Source organism: Streptomyces sp. NBC_01190 (assembly GCF_045039895.1).
In the GTDB taxonomy this organism is placed as follows: domain Bacteria; phylum Actinomycetota; class Actinomycetes; order Streptomycetales; family Streptomycetaceae; genus Actinacidiphila.
On record NZ_CP108580.1, the window covers coordinates 3,913,294 to 3,927,078 of the forward strand.

The 13,785-nt window shown below is 62.4% G+C and carries 8 protein-coding genes; 7 read left to right on the plus strand and 1 reads right to left on the minus strand.

Annotated features, from left to right (window positions below):
• Nucleotides 1–538 precede the first annotated feature (538 nt).
• The 3 genes from OG519_RS16245 (at nucleotide 539) to OG519_RS16255 (ending at nucleotide 3,139) form a co-directional block, all read left to right on the plus strand.
• Nucleotides 539–1,060 carry a SigE family RNA polymerase sigma factor gene (locus tag OG519_RS16245; protein WP_405583886.1) on the plus strand — a complete coding sequence of 174 codons (522 nt, stop codon included), beginning with the start codon at nucleotides 539–541 and terminating at the stop codon, nucleotides 1,058–1,060.
• Complete coding sequence (locus OG519_RS16250; RefSeq protein ID WP_405583888.1) at nucleotides 1,060–2,139, plus strand: hypothetical protein; 1,080 nt, start codon at nucleotides 1,060–1,062, stop codon at nucleotides 2,137–2,139. Before OG519_RS16245 ends, OG519_RS16250 begins: the two co-directional genes overlap by 1 nt.
• A gap of 280 nt (nucleotides 2,140–2,419) precedes the next feature.
• Nucleotides 2,420–3,139 (plus strand): alpha/beta fold hydrolase, encoded by a 720-nt coding sequence (locus OG519_RS16255; protein WP_405583890.1) that lies wholly within the window; start codon nucleotides 2,420–2,422, stop codon nucleotides 3,137–3,139.
• A gap of 647 nt (nucleotides 3,140–3,786) precedes the next feature.
• Here OG519_RS16255 and OG519_RS16260 read toward each other — a convergent pair.
• Nucleotides 3,787–4,500 (minus strand): tectonin domain-containing protein, encoded by a 714-nt coding sequence (locus tag OG519_RS16260; protein ID WP_405583892.1) that lies wholly within the window; start codon nucleotides 4,498–4,500, stop codon nucleotides 3,787–3,789.
• 834 nt (nucleotides 4,501–5,334) lie between these two features.
• On the opposite strand from OG519_RS16260, the gene OG519_RS16265 reads away from it, so the two are divergent.
• The 4 genes from OG519_RS16265 (at nucleotide 5,335) to OG519_RS16280 (ending at nucleotide 13,767) form a co-directional block, all read left to right on the plus strand.
• Nucleotides 5,335–5,712: a hypothetical protein gene (locus OG519_RS16265; RefSeq protein ID WP_405583895.1), complete on the plus strand. Its 378-nt coding sequence runs from the start codon at nucleotides 5,335–5,337 to the stop codon at nucleotides 5,710–5,712.
• 989 nt (nucleotides 5,713–6,701) lie between these two features.
• Nucleotides 6,702–7,289 (plus strand): hypothetical protein, encoded by a 588-nt coding sequence (locus OG519_RS16270; protein ID WP_405583898.1) that lies wholly within the window; start codon nucleotides 6,702–6,704, stop codon nucleotides 7,287–7,289.
• Nucleotides 7,290–7,428: 139 nt separating this feature from the next.
• A complete protein-coding gene (locus OG519_RS16275) occupies nucleotides 7,429–8,328 on the plus strand; it encodes a tyrosine-type recombinase/integrase (protein WP_405583900.1) in 900 nt (299 codons plus the stop codon).
• Between the two features lie 1,560 nt (nucleotides 8,329–9,888).
• Nucleotides 9,889–13,767, plus strand: a complete 3,879-nt coding sequence (locus OG519_RS16280; RefSeq protein WP_405583902.1) for an NACHT domain-containing protein — start codon at nucleotides 9,889–9,891, stop codon at nucleotides 13,765–13,767.
• Nucleotides 13,768–13,785: the final 18 nt, after the last annotated feature.

Here is a 13,785-nt window from a genome sequence, read left to right on the forward strand (position 1 = left end):
CCAGCCTCGCGCGACCCGCGAGCGCGGGTCATCGGCACAGCGCGCAACACGATTGACCGAGAACGCAGTAGCCCGCCCCCAAGGAACGGCTCAAGCAACCCAGAGCCCCCGAGGGGGCGCAAGCAACCCAACCGCGCAAGCAACCCAGGGCCCCCGAGGGGGCGCAAGCAACCCAACCCCCGAGCAACCCACGGGCCCCGAAGGGGCGCGAGGAACTGCGCGCTCAGCCACCCACCGGCCGGTGACCCGGCAACAACAGCAACACCCCCACCCCGCCGGAAACAACCCTCAGCCCCACCAACGCACCTAGCCCCTCACGCAAGCGGCAACGTAGAGCCTTCCGCTCGGCGCCGGACCGCACCGGACCGCCTCCGGGACCCGGCCGGCCCGGCCCGGGCGCGGCGGCCCGCCAGCCCGCCAGCCCGCCAGCCCGGCGCGGCCCCGGACCACAAGCGCCGCAGGCCCCTGCAACCTTTCACCACCCTCCCCGCATCAGGGTGTCGAGCGGCGTCGTACGCCCGGAAAGGAGTACCCATCCATGGCGGAGCAGGGGCGCGAAGTGGAGTTCAGGGAGTTCGCCGAGTCCAGAGCGGACTGGCTGCGCAAAGTGGCCTTTCTGCTCTGCTGCGACTGGCACCGGGCCGACGACCTCGTACAGGAGACGTTCACCAAGCTGTACGTCCAATGGTGGCGGATGCGCCACGTGGAGAACCCGGACGGCTACGCCCGGACCGTATTGGTGAACACCTTTCTGGCGGAGCAACGCTCAGCGTGGCAGCGGTGGACGTCGCGCCGGTCGGCCCGCGAAGGAACGGAGGCCCCGGCGCCGCCGACCGACCCGGAAGGATCGCTGGACCTGCGGCGGGCGCTGGCCGCGATCCCTCCCAAGCAGCGCGCCACCCTGGTCCTCCGCTACTACCACGACCTGTCCGTCGAGCAGACCGCCGACGCGCTCGGCTGCTCCACGGGAAACGTCAAGAGCCAGACCGCGCGCGGACTTCAGGCGCTGCGCCGGGTGCTCGACACCCGTTCCGTCACTGCCGCCGGGAGGACCCTGTGATGCACGACCACGCCACCGACAACCTGACCGACGAGATGCTCGACGAACTGGCCGGGGGGCTTGATGAGTTGGCCGGCTCGGCAGCACCGGGCAGGGGCATCGACGTGACCCGGGCGGTGCGGGACGGCCGACTCCGTTTGCGCCGCAGGCGGTTCGCGACGGTCGGCACGGTGGCGGTCGCCGTGGCCGCGACCGCGGCGGTGTCCCTGATCCCCTCCGGCGGCGGCACCCAGCGGCCCGCGCAGACCGCGGCCACCACCTCCGCCGCGCCGACCGCGGACCCATTGGTCGTAGAGGCGTCCTACGGGTGGCTCCCCGCCGGCTTCGACGCGGTCGACTACCTCCCGGATCACGGCGGCACGATCGTACGGGCCAACGGCGCTGTCCCCGAGGGCGGTTCGTCCGGGCCCCTCATCTCGCTCAGGGTCTACCCGGCGGGGACCACGCCGTCCACCGGGCGACCCTGGTACCCGGGAGGCCCGCGGCAGTACCGGGTAGCGGCGGCGCCCGTCGACGGCCGCCCCGCCTACTGGGTGGGGAAGGGCCCGACGACCGCTTGGGCACCCGGGGGCGAGTGGTACCTGCGCTGGCGGACCGCGGACGGCCGGTGGGCCGAGATGAACTCCAGTTATCTGACCGGGACCGACGCGTCGCAGACGATGCACCGGATCGCCGAGGGAGTCGTGGTGGCCCGCCGGGCGGTTCCGCTGCCGTACCGGATCAGTGGCGTGCCCACGGCGGTGAGGCTCTCCAGCGCCGAGTTCGTCGAGGCGCAATGGATCCTGAACGACGAGCACGTGCCCTGGGCCAGCAGCGTCGGCTTCATGGTCGACGGAATGTCCATCACCACCACGATCCGCCCGGGCCCGCCCCCCTCCGCAAAGGGCCCGACCGCCCCCAGCCTCCACCGTCCGCAGGCCAAGCAGACCTGCCTCCAGGCACACGGCCTCAGCGTCTGCACCGAATCGCAATACGGCGTCAACGCCTACCGCGCCGTAGGCGGCCCCGAGGCCTGGTTGAAGAAGTTCACCCTGCTCGGAACGGACCGGCACGCCTGGACAACCCAGGTCCTGAACTGACAGCCCACCCACCCACCCGTCACCGAAACCGCCCCCGCTGCTCAGCGGCGGGGCTACCCCAACAGCCGTCGCGACGACGGGAGTCCACAACCACGCAGCTCTCCGGCCGCCTATCGTGCCGGCCACCCCGGACGTTCGATCCGGCCGCCGATGGTGCGGGGGCCGCGCAGTATCGTCGGGGGCCCTGAGTGCGGCCAACTCGGCCCGCGACCCGTGGGTGGGGCGGCTCGCGCGCCACGGTCTCGCGCCATCCACAGTTAGGACAACGGAGGTAGCGCACATGAACGCTGACACCGGCCGACCGACCTTCCTGCTGGTGCACGGAGGTTGGCACGGAGCCTGGTGCTGGGACGGCGTACGCGCCGCGCTCGACGCCGACGGCTGGCGGTCCCACGCCGTCGACCTGCCCAGCGCCAACCCCCCGGCCGGCCGGCCCGACGGCGCCCGGCCGGTGGGCATGCTGGACGACGCGGATGCCATCCGGGACAGCCTCCGGTGTATCGACGGCCCGGTGGTGGTGGTCGCCCACTCCTACGGCGGCGTCCCCACCACGGAGGCCATCGCCGATGCCGCGAACGTGGTCGAGGCGGTGTTCCTCGCCGCTTTCCAACTGGACGCGGGCGAGAGCGTCTTCACGTACCTCGGAAAGCCCGTGCCGGACGACGACACTGACCACGCCCCGCCGTATGAGGCCGCCCGGCGGATACTCTTCGACGACGTGCCCGAGGCCGATGCCGCCCGTGCCGTGGCGCGACTGCGCCCGCAGAGCGTACGGTCCTTCGCGGAGAAGGTGACCACGGCAGGATGGCGCACCGTGCCCTCCAGCTACGTCGTCTGCGACCGCGACCGGGCGCTCGACCCGTCCCGGCAACGCGAGCTCGCCACGCGCGCCGGATCCGTCTACCAGCTGCCCAGCAGCCACTCGCCGTTCCTCTCCATGCCCGGGCAACTCGCCACTCTCCTGGGCCGGATCGCCACCTCCACCCTCCCCGCGCTGTGACGATGATTGGCCCCTTCCCGGCGGGTGACCCGAGACCGACGTCCCGTACAGCGCTGGACGGATCGATTCGCCGGCACCCCTTCGTTTGACGGGCCACACCACCGGGCTCAGGCATGGGCAGCTCCCTTCCGCACCGATACCGGCAACGGGAGGGAACCCCATGCGTCCACGCTGTGCCACCCCCGTCACCGCTACCGCCCTCGCCGCCACCCGTACTCGGGCCGCAACGCCGCCGGGCGCCCCCTGCGACGGCGACCACTCACCTCCAACCGAACGGCAGCCGGCCTCCGAGCGGCTGGAGCTCCGCCCGGGGGGATACGGGCGGCCGGGGGTGAGACACACAACGCGAGAGCGGGTACCCCGAGACTCGGGGCACCCGCTCTGAACTGCAACTTCACCAACTACCGCGGAGGCTGCGGGTTTTGAACCCACGGTGACATCGCTGCCACGACGGTTTTTCAAGAGCACGCTGAGGACAGGATCTGATCGCCCCTCACCTGCACCGTTTCCCGAGACTTGTCGGCGGGAGCGGCCCTGGCCCGTCGATGGCCCGTAGGGGATGCCCGCTGACGCGGCCCCGGCCATGGGCAGCATTGCGGCCCCGGCCTGTTCCCAACCCGGGGCCTCGGTGCTGGCAAGGGCAGGGGTCAGCTCGGCTGGTCGCCGGTGTACCGGTAGATGGCGCCGCCGCTGTTGATGTGCCATACGGTGCCGTCGGCGCCGGCGGCGATGTCGGTGGCGGTGCCGGGGATCTTGATCCACGGGTTGCCGCCGCTGGCATCGTTGTTGGTGTACCGGTAGATGCTCCCGGCGGGATCGACGCCCCACACGTTCGTCCGTGAGCCCACCGCGATCCGCTTGAGGCTGCCGGAGACGTTGACCCACGGGTTGGCGCCGTCCTGGTCCCCGGTGTAGCGGAAGACCTGGTTCCCGCCGTTGACGCCCCACACCGTGCCGTCGGCGCCCGCGCCGATGTCACTCAGCGCGCCGGGGATCTTGATCCAGGGGTTGGCGTCATGGTTCGTGTACCGGTAGATGGCGCCGGCGGAGTCCACCCCCCACACGTTCGTCCGCGAGCCCGCGTCGATGCGGACCAGGCTGCCGCTGATGCCCACCCACGGGTTCGGCGCCCCCTGATCCCCGGCGTACCGGTAGATCTGGTTGCCGCCGTTGACGCCCCACACGGTGCCGTCGGCGCCCGCGCCGATGTCACTCAGGCCCCCCGGGATGTTGATCCAGGGGTTAGCGTCGTAGTTGGTGTACCGGTAGATGGCGCTCGCCGCGTTCACGCCCCACACAGTGGTCCTGGACCCCGCCGAGATGGCAGTGAGACTGCCCGCGATCTTCACCCAATCCGCCATGCCGAACTCGCCTTCTCTCGCATCCGTACCTGCCCACATCCTTGACAAGCAGACGAGTCGACCAAACCGGTTAATAACTATACCAATCCTCAAAAATAGTCCGTAAACCAACGTTTGATGTGGCCGTGCCTTGGGAGCTTTGGGCGGAGAAGGGCTCGGCAGGGAGCGGGACGACCGAAAACCCGGTCCTGCCCTCGGGGGATGGACACGAGACCCCGGCCTGTGCGGGTGACAGACACAGCTGAACCTGAAGGCCGTCGGTGGCCCGATACGGAGAACGGCAGGCGCTCACCAGGCTCTGCGGTCAGGCCACGTGATAGCGCCGCGGTGACCACCCCCCTCCAGTGGTGACCGACCAACTGCGAGGACCTGTCGACCTGATCCTCAATCGGGGCGCGCGCCCGGAGGTGCTCGCCCGGAGGTGCTCCATGCTGACCTACGCCGTACGGACCTGGAGTGCCAGGAGCCGCCCGAGCAGGGCGCGCCAGCCCAACCGTGTTGGCGCGTAGGAACACGGACCCACTACGAGAGCTTCACCAGCTTCGCCCTTGGCTACGGCCTACGCTCCGAGCTGATGTCCACCGTAAGGAGCGGCGAGCAGCTCGAATGTGGCCCGCCCGTCAGTGAGTTACGCGAGAAGACGTCACCCACCTGGTAGGACCACGCCTGCGCCCTGATGAAGCGACCGCGAGCAGCCGCCAAACACCGGGCCGACATCGCGGAAGCGCTGACCACCGTCACCATCGTCCTGGCCTCGTCCTCGACGGGAGCACCCCACAAGACCGTGCTACGGAGCGGGGTCTGTAGCGGCGAGCACGTAAGGCCACCCGGCCGGTGCCGATCCCGCCCGTCCTCGTACGCCTGATACGCGAGCACCGACAGCATTACGGCGTCGCCCCGGACGGACGGCTCTTCCGGGCTGCCGGGGGCGGCCGGGTCCGCTCCACCGAGTACACAGAGATCTGGCAAGCGGCCCGCAAGAAGGCACTGCCGCACGAGGATCAGGGGACACCCCTCGCGGCCGTGCCGTACTCCCTCCGCCACGCCGGCGTATCCCTGTGGATCGAGGCCGGGGTCGACCCCGTAGAGGTCGCCCGCCGCGCCGGACACAGCCCCGCGGTGCTCTGGCGCTTCTACGCGAAGATCCTGCGCGGCTCGAAGGACCACGCCAACGAACTCATCGGCCAAGCCCTCGCCAAGCAGCGGGTATGACCGAAGGTGACCGGCACCACGACCCCCAGAACCTGACCACAGGTTGACCACACGCACTGGTCGACAGCGGGATACGGGGGGCCGGAGGTGAGACGGGCACAGAAAGGTGGGGTGCCCCTTCGGGAGGGGCACCCCACCTGACCTGCAACTACGTTCACCTGTGCGGAGGCTGTGGGATTTGAACCCACGGTGACATCGCTGCCACGACGGTTTTCAAGAGCACGCTGAGGACAAGATCTGATCGCCCCTCACCTGCACCGTTTCCCGAGACTTGTCGGCGCGAGCGGGCCTTGGCCCGTCGATGGCCCGTAGGGGTCTCGTTGACGCGCACGGGCCTGCTCGCATCCGCTCGCGACAATCACGCCTGGTCGCATACGCCCTCACTTGCTTCTGCCGAGGCGAACGAACCAACCCATTTGGAGCATCATTGCTCCCCTGCGTTCAACGCCATTACGCCAGAATCGAATGAGTGTTGCGACGATGTCTAGATCATCTTTTCGCCTAGATCGCTTAGGGGCTCCGCGTGCACGGTTCGTGTGACAGATGCGCCAAAGCTCGCTACTATATCGCGTTGCGGTGTTACTCTGGGTGAGTTGGGGGGATGATGCGGTGTCACATTGGCAAGTCATGCTCTGCTGCGGAAGCGGGGGTGGGCTTCTTGTTTCCCTTGCCACTCTATACCGCTATCTCGCAGTCAGAAACGAATGGCCTTGGAAGGTGAAAAATGGCCCAACCGCACCCATGTTCATAACTATGGAATTAATTCGCATATCATTAGGTGGCGGTGTCGCGTTAGGTTTGGCGGCATCCGGACCCCTCAGCATAGGGGGTGCCTTAATGTGCGGTGCCGGGGCACTAGCAATTATTGATAAGTGGCAACGGGTGGCGCCTACGGACCGAGCTACTTCGCATCCGGGCGCTCACGAGGCACCATCTCACACTCGAAGCATCCCAGCTATTCCAGCAACGGAAGAAAACGGAGCCTAAGCATGAACACTCGCCTCATCGACGCCTTGACACACCGAGGACCGGGCTACGAAGTTGTTAGCGAAAGTCAGGCGGGCCAAAAGCGGCAAGCGCGGGACCGCGCCTGGAGCGCCCTGACTCACAGTGGACCAGGGTACGAATTACCCACGAGAGATGAACTGGACGATATAAAGGAAGCTAGGCAAGTCGCTCAAAATGCCCTCAAGGATGCACTTCTGGAGAACATCGAAAAATTCTTTTATGCAGCAGGCCATTTTAACGCTATAAGAAATCAGCCGCGGGGATCACTGGAAGAGCAGAAAGAGCTCGCAATCAAGTGCTTCAGAGAATTCATGGAGCACTCGCGCGACAGACTCGAACCGGCAATCTCAGATCTTCAAACAAAAATGGGCCCCCTCGACTTACGCAAAAGGCGGCAATTACGCAGGCTGCTGAACATCTCTCAGCAGCTCAACAAGATAGTGGGGGATCTACTGACCGCGCTAGAGAACACCACCACTTCTGGTACGGTCGCAATCAAGTACTCTTCAAATCTAGCGAACCGAAAGGTGAACCGCTCCTTGACGTCTTTACATCACGTCGCGCCCTAAATCTGCCCGATACCACCTCCATGACGGCTCCTTGCCGTGTTCTGGCCTGCTCGACGAGCGTTAGATATGAGACACCGAGGTCTTGGCCCATCACCTCTGTTCTCGTACGCGAGTCCCGGGACGCCCGGACCGCAAGACGTTGCGGCTCGTCCTCTACTACTCCTGGACGATCCGCTTCCTTCGGGACGGTGGCGTGGAACTCAAGGCGCAGCATCCCCAAAACGGCGGAACCGATATCCACCGCACGCACACGGTCTTCAGCAACGCCCCGCGGTACGCGGTTGAACGCGACCTGCTCGCCGTGAATCAGCTCAGCCGGATCGACTGGGAACCGCCCGCCACCGATGACGAAGTCGACTTCCGGTACGTTCCCGATCCCCACCTCGCCCGCGACCTGATCCAAGCCGTTGGCGAACAAGGACCCCGCGGCGAGCACCTGAAAGCCTTCTTCGGCTGCTTGTACTACGCGGCCATGCGCCCGTCCGAAATCGCGGCCCTCGGCGCCAAGGCATGCGTTCTCCCGGACGGGTCGGACGAGACCGCATGGGGTGAACTCATCCTCGCCGAGAGTCACCCCGAAGTCGGAGCGGGATGGACCGACGACGGATTGTCGTACGAGAAGAGGGGTCTGAAGCGTCGGGCACGTAAGGCCACCCGGCCAGTGCCGATCCCGCCCGTCCTCGTACGCCTGATACGCGAGCACCGGCAGCAATACGGCGTCGCCCCGGACGGCCGGCTCTTCCGGGCTGCCGGGGGCGGCCGGGTCCGGTCGACCGAGTACACCGACATCTGGCAAGCGGCCCGCAAGAAGGCGCTGCCGCACGAGGATCAGGGGACGCCCCTCGCGGCCGTGCCGTACTCGCTCCGGCACGCCGGCGTATCCCTCTGGATCGAAGCCGGGGTCGACCCCGTAGAGGTCGCACGCCGCGCCGGACACAGCCCCGCCGTGCTCTGGCGCTTCTACGCGAAGATCCTGCGCGGCTCGAAGGACCACGCCAACGAACTCATCGGCCAAGCCCTCACCAAACAGCGGATATGACCGAAGGTGACCGGCACCACGACCCCCAGAACCTGACCACAGGTTGACCACACGCACTGGTCGACACCGGGATTCGCTGGCACAGGGGCGGGACGCACAACAGGTGGGGGCGGCTTCCGGAAGCACCGGAAGCCGCCCCCACCTGCACGTTCACCAACTACCGCGGAGGCTGTGGGATTTGAACCCACGGTGACATCGCTGCCACGACGGTTTTCAAGCCGGGCAGACCCTCGGGCAACAGAAAGCTTCCGACCTGGCCTCACCTGTGGGCACCGCTGATCCACACACCCCCTGGTCCACGTATGGTCCACGCGGCGCCGGTGAGCAACTCGGCCGCTGAGCTTTATTCGACGCGCAGCTCCCGTGGATGGCCACGGAGGAGTAACCCCTTCCCAGCAAGAGTCGTGGTGACTCGCCTGCGACTACCGCTCCTCGGGCCACTACGGAGAACGTCACCCGCAAGGCCAGCGGGCGGCAGAGCCTATCGTCCCCGCAGCTCTCACTAGCTCCACGATGGGGTGAGTCTCGAAGGTGCGGGCTGGGCGTACCGAGCAGCGCGGAGCCCATGATCCGGCCCGGCCCACACCTGACCGTTGAGGAGCCCTGACGCCTGGACCCCTCGCTGACGATGGGCCGTTCCATCATCCGCCGAATCGGGAACGCCTCCAGCGTCCTAGGGATGACGCCTGCGTCCTGCGGCGCTGAGTACAAGTCCGCATCGCCCTCCTAATTGACCTGAACCCCTCCACCGTGCGCCGGGGTCCTGACCCCATTTCGGCCTGGCCCTTCTGGCCCACCTGGACCAGCCACGGTCGCGTAGTACGCCGCGACGGACGCGAGCGGCCCGGCGAACTCGTACGCGTTGAGCTCAAGGTCGGCAGCTTCCCCAACGCTGGCGGCCACAAGGTCCTCGGCCGCCAGGCCAGCTTAGGAAGCCCTCCGCAGCGGGCTATAGCTTCAGCACACCGACGAGAAGCAGGAGACCATCACAGCCTTCCGGACCCGCGCACGGGCCTATTTCGCCTCGGCCGGCGTCACCGTCGAACGCGTCCTGACTGACAACGGCTCCTGCTATACATCCCGCCTCTGGCGCTACACCGCACCGTAGCCGGGATCACCTACGAACGCACCCGTCCCTACCTACCCCAGACCAACGGCAAGGTCGAACGCCTCAACCTCCCCCCTACGAACGGGCCAAGGCCAAGCCCTACCGCTGAGGGACCGAACGCCGCCAAGCGTTCCTGCGATGGCACCACACCTACCACCACGGACACACTGCCCCTGAACAGACAACCTCCGGCCCTCGCGCTCCCAACCTCACAGGGCAATACGCCTACGCCGGGTCGGATGTCTGGACGTGGGATGCAGCAGACGGAGGCCCAGCGCGGAGGCGCCGACTATATCCGCGTTGGGCCCAGAGGTCCCACACGCACTATTTCGTCACATCAGGCGCAGTCGATTCGGCATTCACCGCAGGTGCGATATCTGACCAAAACATCACTAAAAGTAAATTTCGCATACTGCAGGCGAGGTCAGGCACGCACCTTGCACAATGGAGGCATGAAATATGAGCTCTATCGCCTCGGCCCACGCGAGTTCGAGAACCTGACCCAAGCAATCACGGTGGCAGAGCTGGGGCCAACAGTGTCTTTGTTCGGGGCCGGGCCCGACGGAGGACGCGAAGCAACCTTTGAGGGCAGTACCTCGCCGGCTTGGAGACGAGACGGCTGGGATGGATACGGAATTCTGCAGTCGAAATATAAAGAATCACCCTCCAATCCCCGAAATGAGGCATCGTGGCTCATCTCCGAAATTCGAAAGGAATTCAAGGAATGGCGCACATCGGCCAAACGCACTAAAAAACCGGAATTTATCATCTTCGCTACCAACGTCACTCTATCTCCCACACCCAAATCGGGAGGTTATGACAGGGTGGAAAAAGTCATGAAGGAGGAATGCGAAAAATTAGGGATAAAAAACTGGATAGTTTGGCACGCAGAAAATATCTCTCGCTTCCTGGATATTCATAATGGAATTCGGACGTCTTATAGTGCATGGATGCTTCCGGGCGACATACTTTCAGCAATATACGATCAGATGCAGACGAGAGGAACAGATGTTGCAAAAGCAATAAACTCTTACCTGGCCCGAGAGATCGTCAAAGACAGATATGCAAACCTTGACCAAGCTGGGGCATCTGACGACAGGATGATTTCCCTCGCGCAGGTTTTTGTCGATCTTCCAATAGGAAGCACAAATGATAGGCCCCGTGAGCAAGATGGAATGTGCTTAGAAACGCTTATAGCAGCTTGCGATATCAGGCACTCTCCCGAAGACGAAGCGAATCAAGAATCGACCCATCATTCGCTGCCGCCCAACAGATTTGTCCTAGTCGGTGGTCCAGGCCAGGGCAAGAGTACAGTAAGCCAATTTATCTGCCAGCTTTATCGAGCTCTCTTGGTGCAAGATACAACCTCGATGCGCAACGCAGATGTGCGATCGACGGTAACGCAGATAGCCTCGCAGGCAGAAAAAGAGAACCTGAGTCCACGGGCTAGGCGTTGGCCTATAAAGATACCTCTGACACGCCTCGCAGACGAACTCGCACAAGGTAAATGTAAAAATCTGCTGGATTATACTGCGCAGCGAATTTCAGAAGCGGGCTCAACGGATGTGACGAGTTCCGATATGAGGGACTGGCTCTGCAAATTTCCTTGGCTCGTGATCCTTGACGGCCTAGACGAGGTGCCGAGTTCCAGCAATAGATCCCAGGTTCTCGACCGCATCAGTGATTTTCAGATCGAGGCCGACGAGTGCAATGCAGATCTAGTAGTCGTCGCCACAACCAGACCGCAGGGTTATACGGATGATTTCTCTCCTAAGAATTATCGGCACTTTTCCCTAACGCCACTCAGTAGAGAAAAGGCTCTAAAATACGGACATAAACTGGCACAAGCAAGATATGGATCTGCCTTTGATAGGGTAACCCGCCTAATGTTTCGCTTGGAGCAGGCGGCTGACGAAGCGTCCACCGTTCATCTGATGGCGACGCCGCTCCAGGTCACAATCATGGCCGTCCTCCTTGATCGTGTCGGCAAAGCACCTAAGGATCGCTACACACTATTCAGGGACTACTATAGGGTCATCTATGAGCGCGAATTGGAAAAAGAGGGCCCGGCTAGTAATCTCCTACGCGACCATAGTTCAGATATTAGCTCGATCCATGCAGATGTTGGTCTGATGCTCCAAACACGCAGCGAGAGGTCAGGGGAAACGGAATCCAGACTCACTTTGGACGAATTGAACAGTATTATAAGCGATCGTCTGGCTGGCGAGGGACACTCTGGAGAACGTTTGAATAAATTGACTTCTGCCATCAGCCTCGCCGCGACCGATCGGTTGGTCTTCCTAGTACCGAGCCGAGGCGGCGAAGTCAGCTTTGAGATTCGATCACTGCAAGAATTTTGGGCCGCAGATGCACTCATGAACTGTACAGAGGAGCAGATCAGTCAGCGACTTCGGTCAATGTCCATCAGTGCTCACTGGCGCAATGTTCTTCTCTTTGCTCTCGGGAATATATTCGCGCATCGACGTACCCTTAGAGACAGCGCCATCGCACTCGTTGCAGAGTTGAATTCATATTCCGTAGAATTTGGCACTCTGCAAAGGAGAATTCTGACGGGATCACGTCTAGCCGTCGAAATCCTCGGAGATGGGATGGTCCGGGCCCCTCGTTATGAGATGACTCTTCTTGAGGAATCGCTCAAATTGCTTAAGCTGCCTCCGGGTGAGCACATACAACTCCTCGCGTCTTCTCTGAGCGAACTCGGCGCAAGTATCGCTCACGACTACCTCGACGCAGATCTAGCTGGAGCAGTTCCCAACCCGGGGGTCCTAGAATTCCTGAGTGTTCGCGCTGTGTACGGAGATGAGTGGGCTAAAGAGAAACTACTTGAGATTTACGAGCGAGCAAGTGATGAAGAAAGGGAATATATACATTCTACCGGTCTGGAGCTCGCATCTCCTGTACTAATAGATTTGGCGTCCTCAGCTATGGAGAACCCTGCCTCCACTATCAGAATGGCCCGGAACAGTAGCGTCCTTCTCAACTACAAAGAAGATATGCGACCGTCCGGCATCTTTCTTGCACCGGATTGGCTAGAACACCTTCTGCGATTGTTTTCCGGTCGCGAAAGATCCGAAACAAAAATTATTTTTCGGGGCGAGGTCAATGGATTCAGCCTGGACTACGTTTCAGTCGAGCAGGGCTCGCAGCGTCTAGTTGATACCGTAACATCGGGACTTCCAAATTCCCACTGGCTCTGTCGGATCTACGATTTTCAGCTTGCTCCATCTAAGGACACGCTGGCGGAGGTCGTCCTGGCCCTTTCGCCCTACCGCACGGACTTCAGATCTTCGGTGACTCGATTCCCATGGATCATTTCTTACTCCCTCTTTATGTTCGAGGAAATCGATGGTTCTGCAATTCAAAGTATACGCGAAGGAATCCTGGGGGATCTTTCCGACTGGATAGAACTCGAACGAAAGTGGTCAACCGAAGACCCTTCGAATTTTCTCAAGGGCTCATTCTCTCAGTGGTGTGAAGATAGATCTCCGTTCTTGCCATTCTTGACGAGCTTGGCACAATCCGAATTGACCCGGCGGACGCTCCCTGGTCAACCCGGATCACCTGGCTTCGTAGGCCTCGCGAATTTGTGTCGTGAGGTCTCTGATGAGGATGGACGTACCAAGATCGCTAACCATATACTAGCTAGTCTTCATTCCATCCCATACAGGATAGAATTGGAATCCTTTCTGTCGCCCGACTTCATGAGATTCCTATACCAGTCCAGCAAGACTTCGTACGTTACCCTGACGTGGCTATCACATGCCCATACGGACGAAGAGTGGCTCGCGGTGCTGAATGAAATCGGCGGTGAATGTGCCGTCAGTGGAATATGGGTGAACGAACTCCCGATTGCGGTAGCTGAAAAATGGGTTGAGAGTTTTGAATTCGTTGGGCTGGGTCGTATCGTTGTAAGCGCCGCTCAGCGTCATGGTATTCCGTCTGAAGTCGGCAGGAAAATTCTTCTTGAATGGGAGCGTGTCAAGTACGACACGCAGGTAACTTCCGATAAAGATCGAATACTGGCCCTTACTTCGAGCATGCTCCGACCTCCAACCGATGAAGTAGAGGCCGAGGTAACACTCCAGCTACTAGTCGCAGCTATTAAAGATAAGATGGTTTACTATACGGATGTTGTGCGCCAAGTCGCTCTCGATCATCTCTCACCAAGCCGAAACCTAATCACGGGGCTACTGGATAACTTCTCCGATGGAATGGATCATTACGACGCAATCCTTACCTACGAGCGGTTGATTTCAATTCAATCTGGAGCTCCCACGAACATTTCTTTTGAAGAGACGCGCCCACTCTAAAGCCATGTTGACGTATTA